Origin of the sequence: uncultured Marivita sp. (genome assembly GCF_947488135.1) — a bacterium.
In the GTDB taxonomy this organism is placed as follows: domain Bacteria; phylum Pseudomonadota; class Alphaproteobacteria; order Rhodobacterales; family Rhodobacteraceae; genus Marivita.
This window is the reverse complement of sequence record NZ_CANKYW010000008.1, coordinates 141,673-163,862: the sequence shown is the minus strand read 5'-3', so window position 1 is coordinate 163,862 and position 22,190 is coordinate 141,673. Positions and strand designations below refer to the sequence as shown.

Below are 22,190 nucleotides of genomic sequence, written 5' to 3'. Positions count from 1 at the left end.
TGCTGAGCCCGAATAATGTCTGACACGTTTCTTGCGGGCAGGCGAATTCTTCTGTTGGGCAGCAACGAGCGCGCGGCTCTATCGGTCTGCCGATCCTTGGGTCGCCGTGGAGCAGACGTTGAAATTATTGCCTTCGATCCTGTCCGCCAGCCAGCTGAATTGTCGCGATACTGCCGGAGGCGTCATTTCCTGGGGTCCCCTGTGACAGACGTTGCCGCATTCTTGTATCGTCTGGAAACCCATTTGAAAGACAATCGTTACGATGCAGTATTCCCGATCAACGATGTAGCCTGTGAGCTGGTCTACGCGGATTATGCAAAGCTGGCATCGCATACTGTAATCGTTGGTCCCGATCCCGAAGCTTATCGACAAGCGGTGGACAAAGCGAAGGCGCTGGAACTGGCGCGTCAAGTAGGTCTGCACACACCTGACGGTGTTCTTCTGGCGCCCGGCGATAACACGGCGCCTGCATTCGCACTCCTTGAAAATGGTCCGGTGTTTGTCAAACCGGTTCGCAGTTGTCTGATCAGCGACAACTTCGTCAACACATTCGAGGTTAAAAAATGTCTGGAAACCGCGCAGCTTGAACGCAAATTGGCCGAAGATCTGCCAAGGCTTCCAGTCCTCGTGCAGCGGCCCGTGAACGGACGGGGTACGGGATTGAATCTGCTTGCCGACGCAGGGCGACTGGTGGCGGTTTCCATGAACCGCCGGTTGCACGAACCTGTTGATGGCGGAGGTAGCAGCTTCCGCTGCAATATCCCGGTGTCGGAAGAAAATGTCGACATAGCGCGCCACATCGCCGCCAAGCTCAATTGGTCAGGGTTGATGATGGTTGAATTGAAGGACGACGCCGGCAAATTGACGATCATGGAAATGAATTGCCGTCCTTGGGGGTCGATAGAGACTGCAATTCGCGCCGGCGTGGACTTTCCGGCGCTCGCAGTCGCTCAGGCGCTCGGTATGGATCTGCCAGACGCTCTGGTCCGTAGTGATCGACCGGTGCGAGTGAGAAACTTGAAGAATGACCTGCGGTGGGTGGTCGGACAACGCCATCGCTGGCTGTCGCGCTCTTCACCGCTGATTGACTGGTTTGCGGCCCTGCCACGCGCTCTAGGTGGACGAGAGCATCTCGACATCGAGCAAAGCGACGATCTCCTGCCCGCCTTGGGCCAGTTGAATCCAGTTGTTGTAAAAACATGGCGCCGGGGCTTGCTTGCCCTGCGCATGACGACGGCGCGGCTGGCCCGTCGCCATCGCTTTCGCCGCTTGCATCCGGACGAGCCGGTGTTGTTCCTATGCCAGGGAAACATCAACCGCAGTGCCGTTGCAGAAATTCTGTTCCGGCACGCAGGTTTCAGCAAGGTGCTTTCCGCGGGTGTTCTCCCGTTGCAGGGCAGGGGGATCAGTCCAGCCGCTGCCCGTTTTCTAGAAGAAAAGGGTCTGGACGGAAGCCGGCATAGGTCGCGCAACCTGAAAGCCTTGAAACATGATCATCGCAAAGACGTACATATCGTTGTCTTTGACTTCCGCACCTTGGCGGAGGTGTCGGCAACACATCCCGAATTGCAGTCACGCGTCGTTCTCTTCGATGACCTTGGAAGGCGAAAAACGGGTGAGATAGCCGATCCACATGGCGCTTCGGAAGACCAGTATGCGGATTGCTTCAGGCGCATCGAAGCAACCTTGCAGGATCAGATCAGTTGAAAGGACGATGTCATTGGCACGCTTCGTGATCAGGTTGGATGATATATGCCCTACGATGGATCATACGAAATTTGCATTGGCCAAGACATATTTCGATTCCGCGGGCGTTCGGCCGCTCTTGGGCGTTGTCCCTGACAATCAGGATCCCGACTTGGTTGTCGACACACCCGATCCTGCCTTTTGGGAAACGATGCGAACTCTCCAAGCAAAAGGGTGGAGCATCTCGCAGCACGGATACCAGCACCGGATCAACAGTGCCGACCGTGGGTTACTTGGGATTTCGCCACGAAGCGAATTTGCGGGACGGTCCTTTGATGAACAGAAGGCCGATCTGGCAGCGGGACAAGCAATTCTGGAAGAGCAAGGAATCGGCACAGATATTTTCATGGCGCCGTTTCACAGTTATGACGAAATTACCTTGGCTGCCTTGAAAACCTTGGGTTTCAAAAGAGTTACCGACGGTTATGGGATCTATCCCTGGCAGGACAAGGGACTTACCTTTGTTCCGCAGTTGTTCGAACGTCCTGTCAACTTTGGCGTTGGACTTTACACAATGTGCCTGCATTTGAACAACATGCGAATAGAAGAGATTGAAGCGCTTGGTGAGTTCGTGACAGCCAATTCCAGACGTTTCCTCGACTTCGATCGCGCCAGTGATCGCGTCTCGCCCGTTGCGTTGACAAATCCGATTGGTGTCGCGCTCAGGCTTGCGTTGACTGTCAAGCGGCGGCTGCAATAACGACCAGAATTGGCACAAGCTAATGTTTTTGAACTGCACTAGATTGAGACGACACAAATGACCGAAGAAAATGTCCGACGTGTCGTTCACGTTCTTTACTCAGGGCTTGGTGGACACGGCGCGGTCATGTTCGGAATGCTGGACGCGGGGTTCTTTTCGCGCGCTGAGCATCTTGTTCTTTTGACCGGGGTTGAGCCGCCCGTCAAAGACTACGTAAATCGTTTGGATCGCGACAATATAGTTTGGCGTTATGTTCCGAAAAAGCCAGGCCACGGCTACGTCGAATTCTATCGACATCTGCGACACGCAATATTTGAGAACTGCCCCGACTTGGTTTTCGTGCACGGGTTGGCAACAATCCCGTCGGTTGTCTGGAACAAATCGCCTGCTTTGGTTTTGGTTCGTGAAACCGAGCCGCAATCAACAAAATCCATCAAAGATTGGGGTGCACTTGCGGTGGCCCATGCCAGCGTTGATGCAATTGTGTACTTGACTGATGATGCAGCAAAGGTAGCGGCGGACCATCTGCGCGTGCTCCACCGGCAGGACAAAGTTTCGATCATAGGGAACGGCCTTGATGTAGATTTTTACAGTCCCGCATCCAAAGATGCAGAAAAACTTTTGGCGAGACCGGTCGTACGTTTGGGCATGGTCGCGCGCCTTCAGCCAAAGAAAGATCACTCAACACTCATCGACGCCTTCGACCATCTTTGCGCCGATCGACCATCGCTCGATTTGAAGCTCGAGATCGCGGGCGACGGATCGACGCGCCAGATGCTTGAGGATGATATCTTGCGCCGGGGGCTACAGGACCGCGTCACTTTTCATGGAACGCTTGGCGCTGAAGGCGTGCGTGACCTGCTGCGCAGCCTTGATATCTATGTTCACGCAACCTTTGGCGAGACCATGAGCAATTCGATCATGCAGGCCATGGCAGTAGGGCTTCCGGTGGTCGCAAGCGCCGTTTCGGGTGTCACCAATATGGTCACACCAGAGGTCGGCTTGCTCTATCCATCCGGCGACTCTTCCTCTCTACGCGCCACACTAAATGACTTGCTGGACAATCCTGACGAAGCCCGACGCCTCGGAAAGGCCGCCCGAGCACACGCGGTGCGTCATTACGATGCAAAACTGACCGCTCGGGCCTACGAAGAACTGACCTATAAACTGATCCGGCAACGGGACGGCGATTGATGCCGGAAATCCTACATTTGGTGCCTTACGACACCGTTGGTGGCGTCGAGACAGCCTTGCGATCTGTCCCAGCGGAATGGGACAGTCCTAAGGGTCCAGTCAGCTTGAGACGCGCATATTTGGTGACACATTCACCGGTGGAGATTTTCCCAGACGATTGGCATGGGCCATTTGTATCCGTCAATCATCCCGTTGCGCATTTGAAATTGTTGCGATTTGTTTACAAAGCCGAGGCTGATCTCGTGATCGCCTCGTTGTGGCGCAGTTGCCCCACGCTGCTCCTGCTCAAAGCGTTTCGCCCAAAGACGAGAACAGTATTGTTTCTTCATTCTGCGGTGGATGTTCATATTTTTGACCGCGTCCTGAACCGCGCAGCGATGCACGTCGTGGATGAGATCTGGGCGGATTCCACGACGACACTGGAAGCCCGAGTTCCCGAGGCATTGCGTGAAAGGACGAGGGTGCTTTCTTTTCTAACCAAGCTTCCACCTTCCGCGAAACAGACCCCACCATCTGACGAGACAAAGGGAATATCGCCCAGTTTTGTCTTCTGGGGGCGCTTGCAATCGGAAAAGAACCTCGAACAAGCACTCGATGTTTTCGCGGCTGTCCATAGGCAATTTCCCGATGCCGAATTCGACATAATCGGCCCGGACCGCGGCGCGCTTGACGGTCTGAAACGCCGGGTGAACGATCTGGGCCTCGACGGCGCCGTGAGCTTTACCGGAGCCCTTCCACAAGACGAGCTGCTGGCTCGCGCTCGAAACTACCGGTTTTACTTGCAGACGAGTTTGTTCGAAGGAATGGCCATGTCGGTGATCGAAGCGATGGGCATGGGGTTGGTCCCGGTCGTAACCCCCGTTGGAGAAATCCCCCGGTATTGTATCGACGGGCACAATGGCATCCACGTAACGACGCCGGAGGAGACCGCGAAACGGATCGCTGCGATACTTGAGGCGCCGTCTTCTTGGCACCAACTCTCAGCGCGCGCGTCCGAAAAATGGGCGGATGCCAATCTATTTCGAGACGACTATTGCGAAGCGTGCAACGCGCTTCTGGCGGGACCAATATCCGGGAATGATCCAATATGTGCGGGCTAGCAGGTTTCGTCGCTTTCGACCCTTTTCCCGATCCGGAAAAGGCCCGTCGCGCCTTATTGGCTATGACACGGGCGATAAAGCATCGGGGACCCGATGCCGAAGGATATTGGCTGGATGACACGCAGGGCGTTGCGCTTGGACATCGGCGCCTGTCTATCCTTGATCTGAGTCCGGCCGGAGCTCAACCAATGCAGTCGCCGTGCGGCCGCTACATTCTTGTGTTCAATGGTGAGATTTACAATCACGGATCGCTGCGCCTCGATTTGGAAAACGATATTCCGGGTTCGGTATGGGCTGGCCATTCCGACACCGAAACCTTGCTGGTCGCCATAACAGAATGGGGACTGACGCGAACGCTTGAGAAGGCGTTTGGAATGTTCGCCCTCGCACTTTGGGACCGGCAAGAACGTGTACTTTCGCTTGCGCGTGACCGTATGGGGGAGAAACCGCTTTATTTTTCGCGCCAAGATCACGGATGGGTCTTCGGGTCCGAGCTTCGTGCATTGCTTGCAGGAGGTCTGGCCGCGCCGGTCGACCGTGGGGCACTCGTCTCGTATCTGGAGTTGGGCTACGTGCCCGACCATATGTGCATCCTTGCCGGTGTGGGAAAGATCATGCCCGGCACCATCATCCAACTTCGGGAAGGAGGGGAACCCGAACAGCTTTGCTACGCTTCGGTCGAGGCTCAGTTCGGTCAACCCGCCAAGATTACCGACCGTGACGAGGCTGTCACGAGACTGGAGCGCGCATTGGGTGAGGTCGTGAGCGAGCAGATGGTCAGCGATGTCCCGTTGGGCTGCTTTCTATCCGGAGGGGTTGATTCCTCCCTCGTTGCGAGCCTGATGCAGGCAAAGTCTGACCGTCAAATCCAGACGTTTTCCATCGGCTTCGAAGACGCATGGTTCAACGAGGCGCCGCATGCGGCCGCCGTGGCTGCGCATCTGAAGACGAGCCATACTGAATTCACACTCAAAGAAGACGATGCTCTGGCGATCATCCCGGATCTGCCGTCCATATATGACGAACCTTTTGCGGACAGCTCTCAAATTCCGACAACACTGCTTTGCCGCTCTGCACGGAAACACGTGACAGTGGCACTGACCGGCGATGGCGGTGACGAGGTTTTTGGCGGTTACAACCGGCATATACGCGGACCGAAGCTCTGGAACCAGGTTGTGCAGTTGCCTCGGATACTGCGCCATCTCGGTGCCGGAGCAGTTGACGGCGCAGCGCAACTGGCTTTGCGAAACGAGAGGATATCTCGGCGCGCCACGACTGCACTGGGTTTACCGCTGACCACTCTCGATAACCTGCCGAAGCTTGCAGCAACGCTTCGCACGGCGGGACATGCCGAAGATTTTTACCAGACATTCATATCAACGGGGCAAAGCCTCGCCGATACGCTGCTGGACCCAGCGCCGCCGTTTCAATCAGACCCGAGGGCAGTTGATCCATCACGGATGATGATGGCGGAGTGGATCATGGCGCGCGACATGACCGGCTATCTGCCTGGCGATATCCTGGTCAAGGTGGATCGCGCCGCGATGAGCGTTGGATTGGAAACTCGCGCGCCATTTCTGGATGCGCGTGTGGCAGCTGTGGCTCGCCAAATCCCGATTGAGCTTCATGTAGATCAGCGTACGGGCAAGAAACTGCTCCGAGAACTGCTCTATCGCTATGTTCCGCAAAGTCTGATCGAACGCCCCAAGCAAGGGTTTGCAATGCCGCTCGATGATTGGCTCAGAGAGTCTTTGCGAGACTGGGGGTCGGGATTGATCAAAGATGAAGCGCTCGTCACAAGCCTGGGCCTCGACAGAAATCGCGTCGAAGACATTTGGAGCGCGCACCAGGCAAAGCATATCAATGCCGGAAAAGCGCTGTGGACGCTTCTGATGCTGTTGCTATGGGCACGAAACATTGGGATCGGCACCTCGGCTGACAAACGGATGGCCATTCAAGGCGCGGAGGCCTCCGCTCCAATGTAAGCACACGGGCTTGGCAAGAGCAGAGTGTGAACACTGCGACACTCTCGGCATTCGACAGCGCGGTTACTGACGCGACTGTGAGTTTGAAGAAAATGAGTTTTCTGATAACACGTTATAGTGCCATATTGCCAATTATTATCATAACAGTCCCTCATTCAAGATTTTAGCCTCATGACAACATTGACCGATCACAACTATCTCACCAAAGCCGCAGGCGGTTGGTTGACCTGGGGTCTTTTCTGGCTGGCAATAACGGTTCTCGCCGCCGGTCTGTTTTTCAGCCCGGGCTTCGACGTACTGCTTGATGCGTGGAGCCGCCCGGAATACAGCCACGGTCCGCTGATTCCCGTGCTTTCGGCAATCATGTTTTTGCGCGAACTCAAGGAATACCCACCACAACCAGGTCCGAAAAGTGATCGGTGGCAAGGCGTAATTCTGGTTCTGGTTTCAATCACGGTTGCGCTCACAGGCAAGCTTTTCCACGCAGACAGTCTGGTTGCATACGCCATGATCCTCTGGGTGGGCGGTGTTCTCCTGATCAGCTTCGGCTGGCAGACCGGTAAGCATTTCTGGCCGCCGGTGCTCCATCTCGTCTTCATGCTGCCGTTGCCGGGCATGCTTTACTACGAGGTCTCCACCTTCCTTCAGCTCATATCGTCCGAACTGGGCGTATGGTTTTTGCGGCTGGCGGGCGTTCCGGTATTTCTTGATGGCAACATCATCGACCTGGGCGTTCTGAAGCTTCATGTCGCAGAAGCCTGTTCGGGGCTGCGCTACCTTTTCCCGATCCTCAGCTTTTCCTACATCTTTGCGTTCCTTTACCAAGGCCCCAAGTGGCACAAGGTTGTCTTGCTCCTTGCGGCCGCGCCCATTGCCGTCTTCATGAACTCGGTCCGCATTGCGATGGCCGGGATTTTGATGCAGCACTTCGGAGCCGAGTGGCTCGAAGGCTTCACCCATTTCTTCGAGGGTTGGGTGATCTTCATGTCCAGCGTATTGCTGCTCTTCGTGCTCGCCTTCGTCTTGGTCAAGCTGAACCCCCGTCAACTGAGCTTGACTGAAGCGCTGGATCTAGACACGCATGGATGGTTCCCCCAATTGGCGCGTCTCAAGCTGGTCCAACCGTCCCGCGCTCTGATCTTGGCGGCGATCATGATGATCCTTGCCGCGAGCGCCTGGCCACTGGTGCCGGATCGCACCCCTACGTCGCCGGAGCGTTTCAGTTTCTCGGTATTTCCGAAACAAGTTGGCGATTGGCGGCAACTCGGAGATGAGCGGAGGTTCGCTCCGGAGATTGAAAGAAGCCTTGGCGCGGATGATTACATCGCCGTTCAGTTCAGCCGATCGCCGAGCGAGCCCCGGCTCGATTTCTTCTCGGCGTGGTACGAAGACTTGTCAGCGGACGGTGTGCAGCATACCCCCGAAATCTGCCTGCCAGGTGCGGGTTGGGAAATCGCGAAGGTCGAACGGGTCGACATCTCCGAGAATTTGGGCCTGACCGAGTCGTTCAACGTCAACCGCGTCGTCATCCAGAAGGAACAGGAGCGAATGCTCGTGTACTATTGGTTCACCCATATGGGCCGGGCGATGCCAAGGAATACCGCTGCGAAAATCAGCGTACTGACCCGAGGGGTGATGGCAGGCCGCCTCGATGGCGCCATCATCCGGCTGATCAGTCCTATCGCAGAGGGACAGTCCGAGGCGGAAGTCGAGGAACAGATGAGCGATCTGCTGACAGAACTTCTCCCCAGATTGCCGCGCTTCATTCCGGAACCGTGAATCAGGGTTCAAACTCATCTTGATGCCGCAGGCCAGCTTGGGCCACTTTGACATCGGAAAAGCTGATCTTCCTTGCGACTGGTGCCGAAAGAGACAGTAATGTAAAGCGTGGGGAGGAGACAAAGCTCTGCTTCGGAACGAGTGCGCGTTTGTCCGGGCGCTTGATGTAAAACATCGAAATCAAAGTATTCCGCCACGGTACAGAAAGCGAGCCGCTTTACGATGTTCGTCATTTTCCCGAGGTTGATTGCTGTTGCTTCTATAAGCAACTTTCTGCAATACGAGTGACGCTGAGCACTGCCCGACGGTCAAACCCCCTTTGAACTCATTCAGCAGGGCGATCTTTACACACGCCCGTCAGACGCCCCAGCGTCTTACGCGACAAGAGTTGACGACTCTCCTCAGGTCTGGCCGTCGCACGCTCAAGAATGAACCCAGTGGGTTTTTGAGCGTGCCGAGCAACCTAGTTCGCTGCTGCCGCGACTGAGCCGACTGTTTGCGCTGTATTTACAGTGCCGCGAATTGTGTCGAATGTCTTGGACCACTGTACCGAGGGTGCTTCAGTGACGTAGATTGTATCTCCATCACGGATGTCGAAATCTCGGGCCAGGGGAATTCCGTTCGGTTTTGTCAGGTCGAGGACGTAGATGATTGTCGGATCACGCACCAAATCATAACGACCCAGCACTTTGCTCGCAGTTTCGGTATCCTGCTTACGAATGACGAACAGACCGGTTGGATCAGCAACTGAACTATTCAACCCGCCGGCTTGCGCAATCGCTTCCAGCGCCGACAAATCACGCATCCCGAATGGAACATTTGCCTGGGTACCAGTTGCCCCGAGGACAGTGAATACGCGGGGATCGCGCTGGACCAGGACGCGGTCGCCCGGTCGAAGGGCTATGTCGAGATGCGGGTTGTCGTAGACATCTTCGAACCAGATCTGCCCCTTTGTCTTGTCCCGCAAAACAATCACGCGGGCCACTTCAGACGGAGCTGTAATTCCGCCAGCGGTCGCAAGCATTTCCATCAGCCTGCGGCTGGATCTCTGGATCGGGTAAACCCCTTGTGCGGCAATCCCGTCGCCAAGAATGGATACGGTTGCACCGTCACCTGTTGCGCGCTGAACCAGAACCTGCGGCTCGGGTGTCTGAGCGCCGAGCCTCTCGGTGATGATCTGGCGCAGGCGCTCCGGAGTATTTCCAGCAGCGCGAATGCGCCCTGCATACGGGATAAAAATGAAACCGTCTTCATCGACCTGAATCGAATTGAGGGCCGACGCTCCGACGTTTCCACGGGTCAGTACGCCGTCGTCGACGTTTTCGTAAACCGTGAATGACAGGGTGTCGCCTGCGCTTATGCGATCGGACGCCGCAGCACCTCCCCTGATAAAGCTTTCGGGAAAGCCGGATTCAGGTACAACAGCGACCGCGCGGGTCACGTTTTCGTCCACGAAAACGATCTGCGTTTCGGTGGTCTCGTCGAATTGGATTTGCAGGATTTCTTCTTTATTGGGCCCCGGCCGCGGCAAGGCACAAGCACTGACTGCCGACACTAGGACCGTGAGAACCATTGTTCTGGTCATGCGAGTAAACAGAATAGTCATAAGAGGGGTTCCGTTCCTTTCGGATGACGTCTCAGACGTGCTTGGCCGCAATTTTTCTTTCAAGAGAAAACCACTTGTAAGCCTAAGTTAAAGACAGATCGAGGGAGATTTGGCAATTGTGCAGCGCACAGTGCTTTTGATGTGTTGCACATGAGTTCCAGGGACGCGGGAGCGAAGCCCGAGCCGCCGCAGATTGTCGAAACTCATCAAGGAGGCGTTTTCCGCTCCTGTTCCAACACAGCTCATCTCGATCTATCCAACCGATTACGTCGAAAAGTGGGCCTGATGCAGTTTCGCTCGAAACGACCTCAATCCTCGGTCGAGCCGGTTTCCTGCAATGTGCGCACCAATTCTCTGGCTTCCTCGAGCTGAGGCCGCGTATCGGCCGGACCGGCGACGTCTATTGCCTTGCGAAACTGGTCAAGCGCGTCCTGCGACCGATCCAGAGCATTGTAAACCTGCCCAAGATGATACTGTACGATTGGATCACCGGGAAGCCCTTGAGCCGCGGCTTCGAGATAGGGCAGAGCTTCCGCACTGTTCCCGCGTCGGTGGAGAATCCACCCATAGGTGTCGTTCAATGCTGGAACATTTGCGTCGCTGAAACGCCGTGCTACGGTCCAAGCGCGATCCAAACTGTCCGTGTCATCGCGATAGGTCGCCAACAAGCTGGCAAGATTGTTCGCCACTACAACCGAATTGGAATTCTGTTCATAGAGGGTTTGGTAGATCTCGATTGCAGTGTCGACATTGCCGTCCTGTTCCTCGAAAGAGGCCTGCGCCCAGAGAAGATCCGCGCTTTCCGGTGAATGACTCAAGCCTTCGTCGACGGCCGACTTTGCCGCCTCGCGGTCTCCTTGCCTCAGGTGCAACCTTGAGAGTTCGAGCCACAATCTCGGCCGAACGGGGTTGGCAGACAGCAGGTCCCGGTAGCGCTCTTCGGCCGCATCGAAATCGCCGTTGGCGATATAGGCTACGGCCAGAACGGTATCCAGGGCCTCATTATCAGGGTTCTCCTGTTTCAACTCCTGTGCGAGGGCCAAGGCACCGGCAGTATCGCCCGTACCGAGTCTGGCGCGGACCAGAGCGATCTTTTCGGCAAGAGTTGCGTCTGCACCGTTGGCGATGTCCTCTAGGTAGGACATCGCCGCGTCGGTCCCACTCTGCCTGTTAAGTCGCTCGGCCTCGAGGCCATTTGCGGCTTGGACAGCCATGTCTTCGCCAATCCGGCGCAACGTATCGACAACGCTTTGGGTGCGACTGAGATCGTCCATCTGAAGATAAAGCTGTCCCAAAGTGATCAGGATTTCGGTGTTGGATGGAGCCAGCCGCAAAGCATCGAGCAAAATGTCCTCGGCCGGAAGATAGCGCTCCTCTCCGATCAGAAGTTGAGCGTATCGCAGTGTCTCGGCCGGCGCATTTCCCGACGCTTCAACAGCTTGCGCCAAAAAATCGCGCGCAAGTTCGACTTGGCCCGCGCGCGCATAGGCGCTTGCGATCAAGGTCATCGCCTCTGCGTCCCGTGGCTCCTGATCCAGTGCGATCCGAAGACCTGAAATCGCAGCATCGGTGTCGTCAGCCTCAATCTGCCAGGCGGCTTGCATCTTGAGCGCATCCGGATGGCTTGAATCTTCTGCCAGGACTTCCTCAACTTGGGTCCGGGCACCAACCTCATTGCCCGTTGCGAGGAGCATTTTGGCAAGAGTCACTTTGATATCGCGGGTTTGCTCCGAAGGCTCGGAATTTTCGAGAACGTCCTGAAGCGTCGCGATGGCTTCACTTCGATTTCCCAACGAGAAATCGAAACTCGCCGCCAAGACTTGGAAAGGTGCCGGATCAGAGCGTTCAGAAATCGCTTTCTCTATCTCGGCCTTGACAGCTTCGGCATCTCTGAAAGTCGCAAGAAACCTGATAAGGTCGACAGTCGGGTCTGGATCATCGTCAGCCGCGTTATTGGAAAGGTCACGTAGCACCGCTTCGGCTGCATCCAGGTTGTTGCGCGAGACGTAAAAGCGAATGAGCGTCGCCTTGTGCGCCGGGTCCTCCGGGAACACCTCAATCATTTCACGCAGCTGCGCCTCTACGCCGCTAATGTCGCCGAGCATCGCCAATATCCGAAGACGTTCTTGATAGTAGCGGCTGTTTGCCGGCTCCAATTCGATGATCCGGTCAATTTCATCAAGTGCTCGCGAGAACTGCTGCTCCCGGATCGCGTTGTCCATAAGGACGCTGCGCAGCAGTAAGCTCTCTGGATGGTCTTCGACCAACGTCTCGGCCTGGCTGCCCAAGCTTCGGCGTTCCGCGGGTTCGTCATCGCGGATTGCTGTCCAGTAGTCGCGCACCAGGGCGACGATTTCCACACGCGGATCGTCCGGGGCCAACTCCTCGGCTCGAATGCTATGACGATCCAGCTCTTCCCAACTCCCGGTGATAAAAGCGATCTCGGAGAGGATGATCCGGCTCTCAAAGTCGTCAGGATCCGCCTCAGCCAAGCGCAAATACTGACGGTACGCGCCTTGCCGGTTACCCCGTTCCAATTGCAGATCGGCCATGGCGCGACGCGCACCAACGTGACTGCTATTCAGTTCGAAGACGTTTCTCAGCTCAACCATAGCTCGATCAACGTCACCCTCGGCGATCAAGGCTATCGCGTTCTGGTAGTGCTCCTCGGCCCGTTCCTCAGCCGACTCGCAAGCAGAGAGAACGAGGGCGCTGCTCAACAGAAGCACAGCGGGGGTCAGACGGCTAAGAAATCGCACAGGTAAGTTCCTCGGTAAAAGACACAAAAAGAAAAGATTGTAGGCTTCTGGCTGCCACGCTATTTGTCGCTGAATCGAAGCCTCTCGGCAAGGGTGTGGTTCTGATCTTCAAGGATTATTTCAGTTTTTACTGGAAACTCATCGTTTCCGTCAGCGGCCACCGGAACACCAAAATTCGACCGTTCGCGGTGGCAACAGAGCGATGGTGCATCGCATGAAGGTTTAAGCGTGAAGCAACACAGCTATCCTGTAAGAATGACAGTTCCTCGTATGCTCAAAAACCGCTCACATCACGCGTTTGCTTAAGAGGTGTTGATCGCGCAATGACCCGTTATTCTCCATGCATCCAATCACAAAATTGCGTAATGCGACAGACGGGCAGATTATGATAGGTGACGAGGCATCCGAGCAACCTCTTGGGGCTTCTTTGGTCGCAGAGCGGGCCTTCCGCAGAGTGGGAGTGAGCACAGAACCGAGCCCTTGATTTCTTGAGACCTATTGATCGAGTAAAGTTCGCTTCCCGCCGTGTTGCCTTCAAATATGCGATATTCGAAAATCGGAACCTGATTTATGTATCCTGGATAAAATTGAAACTCACCGAAAACAATTGAATCATAAACCTAAGTTTTGGATGAACGACGCAGTGATATTGACCGGAGCAGAATAGAGACAAGTAAATGTGGCCCTATTGGATTCTCTTTCTGATACCAGCTCTGGCAGCGGCGCTTTCAAAGCCGAATACCGATCTGCGTCCGGATGGCACGCGTAGCATAAGAATCGACGCAGTTTGGATGTTGGTTCTGATCGCGATCGGGTTTTTGATCGGGTTTCGCGATCGAGTGGGCGGTGATTGGTTCAACTACTTCAGATATTTGTTTCAGGCCGAGACGCTCACATATACAGAAGCCTTTCTGCAACCCGACCCTGCATTTAAAATGCTGAACGTTCTTAGCGTTAATTTGGGATTGGGCATAGTTGGCGTCAACCTCGTCTGTGGATTGGTATTCGCTATTGGACTGGTGGTATACGCAAAATCAATGCCGCGGCCTTGGTTGGCCTTGGCTGTTTCAATTCCATATATGACAATCGTCGTATCCATGGGATATACACGCCAAGGCGTTGCATTGGGCCTCGCATTGATTGGCTTGGTCGCGCTTGGTCGAGGTCGACTGGTTTGGTTTGCTTTTTGGATATTTCTTGCGGCAACGTTTCATCGATCCGCAGTCGTGCTCATCAGCATCTCGCTGCTTACTCTGAATTTTCGAAATTACAAGAATCTACCTATTCTGCTGATCATCATCTTCTTCATGTATACGTCGCTCATCGAGGGTAAGACAGATCAATTCATAGAGCAATATATCGAGGAAAAGATGCATTCGGATGGGGCGTTCTTGAGACTTCTCATGAATGTTGTTCCGGCCGGTCTTTTTGTTCTTTTTCGAAAACGTTTCATCATTTCGAAAAACGAACGCAAGATTTATCTTGTCATGTCGCTCTTTGCGATCGCGTCCTTCCTCGCTCTCGTCACTGGAATATTCCCCTCAACGGCGCTTGATCGGATTAGTTTATATATCATACCGCTACAGGTTTTCGTCTTCTCCAATCTTCCTGACGCATTTGGCCGCTATAATGGTCAGAAACAACTTGTCATCTTTTCGATCTTGATCTTTTACGCTCTGGTTTTGTTCGTCTGGCTTAATTTCGCGAACTTTTCGCATTGGTGGCAACCTTATCGCATGTTCCCACCCTTAGACATTGAGGAAGCGGTCCAGATGAGAAGGTAGGATGTCCGCCGGTTTGTTGCTGGAACCCGCCTCTGCTGATCTTTGCAGTTTGTCAGGATTGAGAACCGCGCTAACCCGTCACGAGCACACAACGATCAGGCTGTTTGCCCGTGACGTATTCCTTCGCATAGTGCAGCTTTGAACACGACGCGCGGAAGCACTTCGGCGACGGAACAATCGATTTATTCTGCCGCCCACATGTTCGCGACCCGCTTTGGCGGTGTTTCCGATTTCTGTCGGGCCAGCAGAGCCTCAGCTACGCGCTCGAAGTCTGCGTCGTCCAACATTTGCCCATACCACTGTGGTTCTGCAGGCTCGAATCCGTGTCGGCGCGCCATTTCGGATATGCGATCTGCATCCACGAGGCTGAGATCCCGGCCAAGGCTGTAGTCGTCGGTTTCTCCCTCAAGTGCCAACAGCATCGTCTCACCGAGACAGCCCCAGCACAGGTCTTCAGGGAGGTTTTGGAACGGCCCGAGATTGACAGGGAAGGGTGGTCTGACCAAACCGCCATCAAAGACGAGCACACCTTTGTCCGAAAGATCGGCATGAGCCACATTGGGTGGCCGCGCCACATCGCACACGACTGTTCCGGGACGGAGTTGTGTCGGATCGAGGAACGTCACTTCGGCGCTTGTCGCAACAAGAACCAGGTCTGCGGTCTCAAGTGCGCTTTTCAGATCGGTGGTCGCAGCAATCGGCACTGGTTGGCCTTTAGCGACACAGGCTTGGGCAAAGTCTTTTGCCACACCTTTGGACAATTCTTCGCCTTGCGGAGGAATGAGATCCGTCACGCTGATACTCAATCCACCTGCTCTAGGTGTCTGCGCTTCGTTGGAAAGTGTGTGAACGACCTCGTCGGCAACGCGATCGAGGAACTGCTGGGCTCTGCTGTTACCGGCATTCCCGACCAAGGTCAGCCGGTTCGCTCGGCGGGCGAGCATCATGCTGGCGAGGCGCCCAATCGCACCGGTGGCACCCACGACAACAACATGGGCCTTGGCCGGATCAATCCCGACACGCCGCGCCGCCCGTTCCAAGGCTGTCACGCCAGAGACGGTCGTCAGAGTATTCCCGCTAGTCACCGGTACGCCCCGGCCAGAAACCGCAGAACCGCCGTTCGTAACAATCGACGTAAACGCGCCGAGGCCAAACCGGCTGGCTCCGTATTCCGCAGCCATTCCGGCGGAGGCCTGAATCATGGTCCGCGCTTCTTTGCGACCTTTTCCGACCATATCCTTCGGCAGGAGCGGGACAGACATGATCATCCCTTCGGCTTTCGCCCCAGCAAGAGATGTCCCCCCTGACACTGGCCATGCAAAGCCAGGTCCGACGCGCTTGACCCATTCCATCCAGGTCGAACGCTCTTCCGGCGTGAATTGGGCAAACGACGGGTCGGATCGCAAAAGATCCTCTTCTTGCGTGTAGTGGATGAGAAAACAGAAGCGTCCGGGTTCGGATTTCGGCACAGCTCGCGCAGGACCCTGCTGTGGCGCGAAGGGTACGACGGTTTCTGCAAGACGCGCGCGATTTTCTGGCATTACGAATTGCTGCATGAGTGCGCGATAATCGCCGCGATCAAGCACATCGCAAACGGAATCCAGTGCAGAAACGCATCGATCGATCTCTGCGCGGCCGGCGATCAGCGGCGGCTGAAGCCGCATCACTTGCGCATCGTTGAACACGGGAGCCGTCAACACACCCTCGATATTCAGAAGGTAAGAGCTCAAAAGCCCAATGAAACCGCCATTTAGCCCACAGAACGCCATGGTCGCGGAGTCGGCGCGCTCGAAAGGCTTGTGAAACTCCAGGCCGCGCATGAAACCGCGCCCGCGAACCGCGTTCAGCACACCGGGATACCGTTTTTTGAGAGCCTCCAGTTGCTTCTGGAAATAGCGACCGTTCCGCGCGACCTCATCAATGAGCGCGCAATCATCTTCCATTAGCAAATCAAGGGTCGCATTGGCTGCTGCGCAGGCGAGGTTATTGTTCGCGAAAGTCGAACTGTGCAGGAATCCGAAGCGATCATCCCAGATCTCGGGCCGGACGACCACGGCCGAGATGGGCATAAGGCCTCCGCCCAAAGCTTTTCCGAGGAGCAGCATATCGGGCGCTTCCTCACAGTCATCGCACGCGAACAGCTGACCGGTACGGCCAAGCCCCGTCTGAATCTCGTCAACGATGCTCAGCACACCGTGTTTGCGGCAAAGCGAGATAACAGCGTCGAGATATCCGTCATCGGCGGGGCTGACCACGCCGCCTTCACCTTGGATCGGTTCAACGATAAACGCTGCAATCTTGTGGCCATCCGCCACAAGCTTGTCTTCGAGCGCTTGCAGATCGCCGAATGCGACATACTCAAAGTTGCGGGCCGGTCCCCCGAAGTCTTTTTGGTACATCGGCTTCCCGGTGGCGGACAGCGCACCCATCGTCTTACCGTGAAAGCCGTTATGTGTGGAGAGGATGAGATCGCGCCCACTTCTGGCGCGAGCGAGCTTGATTGCGGCCTCAACCGCCTCCGCGCCCGAATTCGCCAAGGAGACAACACCCAGATCATGCGGCGTGATTTCAGCCAGCCTGTCGGCGAGCCGCTCAGCTTCGATCGCGCGCAACGGTTGCACCATTGCGGGGCGCAGAAGATTTTGTTGATTGTGCAGCGCGTGCCAAATCGGGGACGGATTGTGACCGAAGGGCAGTGCACCGTACTGCGACAGGAAATCCAGGTATTTTCGCCCGGCAGTGTCAATGAGTTCGCAGCCTACGCCGTGGGCCAGTTCAAGATCCAACCCAAATGTCTCGAGGAGGCGCGCACGCGTGGGGTTCAGTCCGTTCATCATGCTCTCCGTTCATTTCCGATGCCCGTAACAAGGGTCGACGCACCATCGTTCACTAGAAAGTGGGGCAGCATTTGGGCGGAAACGGTTTGTTATATTGTCCGAGACTGTCCCCCGGTCAGGATCACTGAAGACTGAACTTACGTGCCACGCATGATTTTTCGGCCTTCCCGAGCCGCGAACGAAACAATCCCGGATGACCGAATGGTCACCCATGGCATTGGTATTCTTTAAAATTTCGGGAAATGTGTGACGAGATAAAAAACACAGTTGAGCGCCCGAACCGGGCGTCGTTTCCTACCATATTTACTTGCCTGTCTTGGTGTTACCCCAACTTGGTGTGGGCATACCCTTACAGCGGCGTTTGAGCAAGTCGGGCGTCAGAGCAGCGGCGAAAACTTGCGCAATCGAAGAGAAATCGTGGATTTATGTGAGGTTGGAGTGTGCTGGTGTGAGAGCGGGGGATCGACGATTATATGTTCGACGCCGGCTTATGTTCCAAATTCTGTATTCACGGATACGGGCATTTCGGGTTTTAATGTGTCCATGGCCACAAAAAAACCACGGTGGACCGTGTCCACCGTGGCTTTCGATTTGCTTCAAGAAGTCGTTAAAACTTCTTTGGATTTAGGACTTCCGACGCCGACGCTTGGACGCAGCAGACACTCCAGCCAATCCACCCAGACCGCCGAGAAGCAGCCATGCCGAAGCTGGAAGTGGAACGACCGATATCGTGCCCAAAGCACCATCGAATTCAGCGGAAATCGACTCCACCGAGAAAGCCAATGCGCCGATATCGGTCCAGTCAAACGACGCGTCAAATGTGAACTCATCGAGACTGAGAGCCGTGTCGAAAGTGATAACTGGCACGTCAAACGGGTTAATCAATTTCTCGAAATACGTCGCGACGTTCCCGGACGTGTCCCATGCGTAAGCGCGGAAATCCAATTCTGCGGGGATGCCGCCATCGGACGCATCAAAGCTGAGGACGTCAAACTCGAAAGTGCTCGCTCCAAGTGAACTGCCCACAACAAAATTAAGACCGCCTAGGCCACCAACATCGACATTAATCTGAGTGGCCGGGCTTGAAGCGAATGTGAAAGTCTGGGCCGCGCCCATACCACCGCCATCGTAAAGCAAGACGGCTTGCCCGGTTGCGTTTGTACCGTTATTGAAATTGACGGCGCCGCTGCCACCGCTAACGGACAGCGACGTACCGACGTCGTCTGATCCATCAGTCGAAACCCACATCGTCCTGACGCTACCCAAGATACCACCGCCATTAAAATCCTGTTCGACAGGATTGCCTTGGAGCGCCGCAACGACCGTGCCATTCGTGGAGAAGTCATCGATCAAAATAGATGCCGCCATCGACGCGTGTGCGGAAAGTCCCAACACACCGGCAGCTGCAAGAAGAACTGTTCCAAATTTCATTGTTTTAACCCCACATTTTAGGAACTGCCGAAGGGATGAACATCCTTGCAAGCAATTCTAGCAATTGTTAACTCACTTCAACGTTAACGTTTTGTGAGCCGCATTGTCAATATGAGTCGGTCCAAACCCTAATTTTCTTGTGGATATCGCGCAATAATCGTGCTTCCGGCCAGGAATCCAGCAGCTTTAGGTTGCGCGCAACGCGAATTAGCGGGAATACGGGGTCTTATCGGACCGCCGGACCTACTGTGCGGCAACCAATCAGGCGGTGCAGGCGGTGCTGAAGCCGAATCATTTTGCGCTCTATGCCCTGATCGCGACCTGCTGCGCGATCGAGCTAGCTCTTGTGCTGAGCGATCGCGCCGTGATCGTACCCCTTCACGTACGTCAGCTCGCCTATGATTACGGTGCCTTCTGGCCCGGACTGCTGGGCAATTGGAAACCCAACTACGCCGCGCAGCCCTACACGATGTTTCTTACCTACAGCTTCCTGCATGGCGGGATCGTACATCTTGTCGTGAATATGATCAGCCTTTGGTCACTGGGGAACGCGGTTTTGAACCGGGTCGGACAGGTGCGCTTCGTCCTCCTATATTTCGGGTCCAGTCTTGGCGGCAGTGCGGTCTTTGCAATGCTGGCGCCCACTCTGCGCCCCATGGTGGGCGCATCGGGGTCTTTGTTCGGCTTACTGGGGGCGATTGTGGCCTGGGACTATCTCGACCGCTACAGCAATCTCGAGGGTCTCCGGGACGCCGCGCGGGTTGTCGCGATTTTGGTTGGCCTGAACCTCGTTCTTTGGTGGGCGATGGACGGGCAACTTGCTTGGCAAACTCACCTCGGGGGGTTCCTCGCCGGATGGGTCGTGGCACTGCTTATAAAGCGTAAGCCGCTGGAGGACTGCTGAGAGATGGATCAGATTGGACCGCGACTCTTGAGAAATTATCGTCGAGATGACAAACACTGTCAGTCAAATACGGCGACAAAAGTACGAGACGTCTGCGCGATCCAGCGTAGCTTGCGCCAAGACGTCAAATCCGACGAAACGACTGGGACGCATCCAAAAGGTGGTATCCTTTGCGCTTGATTTCGAGCCTTATCGGTCTGATTTCCCGACTGCTCTCGATTGTCGGGATCGCTGCGATCATGGTCGCTTATCTGCTCTACGATTTCATGTCCCGAACAGAAATCTCCGACATCCGCGACGACCTTCCGAGCACCGCAATCGTGTTTACCGGCGATTTCGATCGCATAGATCTTGGCCTTGAGTTGCTGTCCTCCGGTCGCGTGGAGCGGCTTTTCATCACGGGTGTAAACGGGGATGCCGGCTTGAACGTCGACCGCTTTCCCAAACAATTCGACCTCAGTCCGGAACAGGCGAGCTGGATCGCCGAAGGAAAAATCGTCCTCCTCCCGGACGCGCATTCGACAATCGAAAACGCTCTGGAAACGTCTTGCTGGCTGGACAAACAGGCTGGCACAAACAGGGTTGCGCTGATCACATCACAACCGCACATGGCACGAGCATCCGTCGCGCTCCAGCATGCGATCTTTCCCACATCTGTGGTGCGCGTGACCTCAACTCCATACAACGCGCATGACGAATCCCTTCTCGACCTTTCGGAGTTCAGCAAATTCTCCCTCACTTGGTTTGCCACCCTGTTGCCTCGATCGCTTTGGCCGGGGAATGAGCCGACGATCTGCCTGGATGGTTAAAGCCTTCATCGCCGCGAGATGACCAGTCTCTTGCATAAAAAGAAGAAACGAAATCAAAGCGGCACCGCAGAATGCGCTCGACCAAGCCATACTAAATCGGTTTTTCCCACCACATTTATATAGTGCCACGCGACGGTGCGGTCTTCCGGCCGTTTGAGTGTCGCACTGGGTGACAGGTTGGCGTCGTTATCCGAACAATCATGCGGGGATGTCTGATGCGTGCATCCCAGATGGAGGAGAACAGAGCTAAGTTCGCCTTTTTGTTTCCGCACGCAGAGACTTGCGCGAAAATGAGGAAAAGGGCATTAAATTAACCCTAGGGTAAGCGGCTCTAACCGCTTCCGTCGGCAAATTAACGGTCACGAGAGCCATGAGCTGAACACTCTCTATGTCTGTTGATGCCTTTGGGGAATGACATGAAGCCAACGCATCTCGCAAACCGTGCCTTTGAGCGCATCGCCGAAAAAACATCGATCGGACGAACATATTTGCTCATGCGGCATACAAGAGTTGCCCAACCGAAAAAACCCGTGGCCAAAGTGGTTATCTCAGCAATGACCGAAGGCGGCGCGAACGCAAATGGCAAGGTAAAGGCAGACCTATTCTTTCCTCCCTTTTGCGACGAGTTAAGGCGGAACGGGTTCAAGATCGAATGGGCCTGGTCAAAAAAGGAACTGGCCCGTCGCCTTGCTGGGAATCTACCGGCGTTCATTATACATTTGTATGGTGAAGACAACGTGCAGATCCTGGACGAAGACATTCAGCAGATTGAAAAAATGGCTGTCGCAACATTCAATCGCGCAGAGACCGGTCCGCTGTTGGCCGACAAAATCGCGTCTCAGAAAATCTTATCAGACGCAGGTGTAAATGTTCCCCCCGTAACCACAAATTCAGGTCACGTCAGAAGGCGACTGGGAAGCAAAAAATCCACGGATCTCGGCGGACAAGTTCCTGCTAATGAAAAGGAAGAAAACTTCATTAGAACCCGGTTCATCGACACCCGCGTGAACTTCAACGGCAAGTCTTACTATACCACGATTAGGCTGATCTGCGTAGATGAGATCGTGCTACATGCATATCCCCGAGCGCGCGACGTTGACGACGGTAATCCAGACGTGCACGCTGGAAACACGCCTTTGGATGCTGATCTCATTGAGTATTTGCATACAACCCTGGTTACGCCATTTGAGGAGGAATTCAGGTCTATCGCCCAAAAGTTATTTTCTGCTTGGGGCCATGGCTTCTTCGCACATGATCTTCTCATCGAGGGGCGGGATGTTTTTGTCTGCGAAAGCGGTTTCAAGATCGATGACTTAAACTATTCAAACCATCTCGGACCCATTTCAAATAAAATTCCAAGCCAAGCGCCTCTTTTTCCTATTGAAGAATTTTCTCGAAAATCGGCAGAGGCTTTTGTCACCAAGTGTGCATCCATTCTACAAGATAAACATTGAGGGAACTTCTTTGAATAGATAGAGCTACAGAATCACAATTGACCCAAGGCGTAACCCCACACATTCGTTTCGCTAAAGCCACCATATACAGGCGTAGACTAA

At 54.9% G+C, this 22,190-nt stretch carries 14 protein-coding genes; 10 read left to right on the top strand and 4 right to left on the bottom strand.

Annotated features, from left to right (window positions below; genetic code table 11):
* Positions 1 to 15 precede the first annotated feature (15 nt).
* The 6 genes from Q1B16_RS19120 (at position 16) to xrtD (ending at position 8,504) form a co-directional block, all read left to right on the top strand.
* A complete protein-coding gene (locus tag Q1B16_RS19120; RefSeq protein WP_299792813.1) occupies positions 16 to 1,707 on the top strand; it encodes an ATP-grasp domain-containing protein in 1,692 nt (563 codons plus the stop codon).
* A 13-nt stretch (positions 1,708 to 1,720) separates the two neighbouring features.
* Entirely contained in the window at positions 1,721 to 2,446 is a 726-nt protein-coding gene (locus Q1B16_RS19115) for a DUF2334 domain-containing protein (protein WP_299792810.1), read from the top strand.
* A gap of 57 nt (positions 2,447 to 2,503) precedes the next feature.
* Positions 2,504 to 3,640 (top strand): glycosyltransferase family 4 protein, encoded by a 1,137-nt coding sequence (locus tag Q1B16_RS19110; protein WP_299792807.1) that lies wholly within the window; start codon positions 2,504 to 2,506, stop codon positions 3,638 to 3,640.
* A gap of 122 nt (positions 3,641 to 3,762) precedes the next feature.
* Entirely contained in the window at positions 3,763 to 4,740 is a 978-nt protein-coding gene (locus Q1B16_RS19105; RefSeq protein WP_299792803.1) for a glycosyltransferase family 4 protein, read from the top strand.
* A complete protein-coding gene (gene asnB / locus Q1B16_RS19100; RefSeq protein ID WP_299792800.1) occupies positions 4,728 to 6,725 on the top strand; it encodes an asparagine synthase (glutamine-hydrolyzing) in 1,998 nt (665 codons plus the stop codon). The genes Q1B16_RS19105 and asnB overlap by 13 nt, the downstream gene beginning before the upstream one ends.
* Positions 6,726 to 6,896: 171 nt before the next feature.
* Positions 6,897 to 8,504 (top strand): VPLPA-CTERM-specific exosortase XrtD, encoded by a 1,608-nt coding sequence (gene xrtD / locus Q1B16_RS19095; protein WP_299792797.1) that lies wholly within the window; start codon positions 6,897 to 6,899, stop codon positions 8,502 to 8,504.
* Between the two features lie 463 nt (positions 8,505 to 8,967).
* Here the strand turns inward: xrtD and Q1B16_RS19090 are convergent, their stop codons facing one another.
* On the bottom strand, positions 8,968 to 10,110 hold the full coding sequence (locus Q1B16_RS19090) for a polysaccharide biosynthesis/export family protein (RefSeq protein WP_299792794.1): 1,143 nt from the start codon (positions 10,108 to 10,110) through the stop codon (positions 8,968 to 8,970).
* Between the two features lie 308 nt (positions 10,111 to 10,418).
* Positions 10,419 to 12,839 carry a tetratricopeptide repeat protein gene (locus Q1B16_RS19085; protein ID WP_299792875.1) on the bottom strand — a complete coding sequence of 807 codons (2,421 nt, stop codon included), beginning with the start codon at positions 12,837 to 12,839 and terminating at the stop codon, positions 10,419 to 10,421.
* A 707-nt stretch (positions 12,840 to 13,546) separates the two neighbouring features.
* On the opposite strand from Q1B16_RS19085, the gene Q1B16_RS19080 reads away from it, so the two are divergent.
* A complete protein-coding gene (locus Q1B16_RS19080; RefSeq protein WP_299792792.1) occupies positions 13,547 to 14,653 on the top strand; it encodes an EpsG family protein in 1,107 nt (368 codons plus the stop codon).
* Between the two features lie 182 nt (positions 14,654 to 14,835).
* On the opposite strand, the gene Q1B16_RS19075 is transcribed toward Q1B16_RS19080, so the two are convergent.
* Both Q1B16_RS19075 and Q1B16_RS19070 read right to left on the bottom strand, forming a co-directional pair.
* The gene (locus Q1B16_RS19075; RefSeq protein ID WP_299792790.1) at positions 14,836 to 17,487 is read right to left on the bottom strand and encodes an aminotransferase class III-fold pyridoxal phosphate-dependent enzyme; all 2,652 of its coding nucleotides are present in this window, start codon (positions 17,485 to 17,487) and stop codon (positions 14,836 to 14,838) included.
* A gap of 627 nt (positions 17,488 to 18,114) precedes the next feature.
* On the bottom strand, positions 18,115 to 18,921 hold the full coding sequence (locus Q1B16_RS19070; protein ID WP_299792788.1) for a VPLPA-CTERM sorting domain-containing protein: 807 nt from the start codon (positions 18,919 to 18,921) through the stop codon (positions 18,115 to 18,117).
* A gap of 277 nt (positions 18,922 to 19,198) precedes the next feature.
* Between Q1B16_RS19070 and Q1B16_RS19065 the strand changes: the two genes are divergently transcribed.
* The 3 genes from Q1B16_RS19065 (at position 19,199) to Q1B16_RS19055 (ending at position 22,088) form a co-directional block, all read left to right on the top strand.
* The gene (locus tag Q1B16_RS19065) at positions 19,199 to 19,825 is read left to right on the top strand and encodes a rhomboid family intramembrane serine protease (RefSeq protein WP_299792786.1); all 627 of its coding nucleotides are present in this window, start codon (positions 19,199 to 19,201) and stop codon (positions 19,823 to 19,825) included.
* Positions 19,826 to 19,995: 170 nt separating this feature from the next.
* A complete protein-coding gene (locus Q1B16_RS19060) occupies positions 19,996 to 20,634 on the top strand; it encodes a YdcF family protein (RefSeq protein WP_299792783.1) in 639 nt (212 codons plus the stop codon).
* Positions 20,635 to 21,050: 416 nt separating this feature from the next.
* On the top strand, positions 21,051 to 22,088 hold the full coding sequence (locus tag Q1B16_RS19055; RefSeq protein ID WP_299792780.1) for a hypothetical protein: 1,038 nt from the start codon (positions 21,051 to 21,053) through the stop codon (positions 22,086 to 22,088).
* Positions 22,089 to 22,190: the final 102 nt, after the last annotated feature.

Coding starts and splice junctions, on each gene's coding strand:
- asnB (WP_299792800.1), top strand. CDS start 4,728: ATGTGCGGGCTAGCAGGTTTCGTCGCTTTCGACCCTTTTCCCGATCCG.
- Q1B16_RS19070 (WP_299792788.1), bottom strand. CDS start 18,921: ATGAAATTTGGAACAGTTCTTCTTGCAGCTGCCGGTGTGTTGGGACTT.
- Q1B16_RS19055 (WP_299792780.1), top strand. CDS start 21,051: ATGAAGCCAACGCATCTCGCAAACCGTGCCTTTGAGCGCATCGCCGAA.
- Q1B16_RS19075 (WP_299792790.1), bottom strand. CDS start 17,487: ATGAACGGACTGAACCCCACGCGTGCGCGCCTCCTCGAGACATTTGGG.
- Q1B16_RS19080 (WP_299792792.1), top strand. CDS start 13,547: ATGTGGCCCTATTGGATTCTCTTTCTGATACCAGCTCTGGCAGCGGCG.
- Q1B16_RS19120 (WP_299792813.1), top strand. CDS start 16: ATGTCTGACACGTTTCTTGCGGGCAGGCGAATTCTTCTGTTGGGCAGC.
- Q1B16_RS19090 (WP_299792794.1), bottom strand. CDS start 10,110: ATGACTATTCTGTTTACTCGCATGACCAGAACAATGGTTCTCACGGTC.
- Q1B16_RS19110 (WP_299792807.1), top strand. CDS start 2,504: ATGACCGAAGAAAATGTCCGACGTGTCGTTCACGTTCTTTACTCAGGG.
- xrtD (WP_299792797.1), top strand. CDS start 6,897: ATGACAACATTGACCGATCACAACTATCTCACCAAAGCCGCAGGCGGT.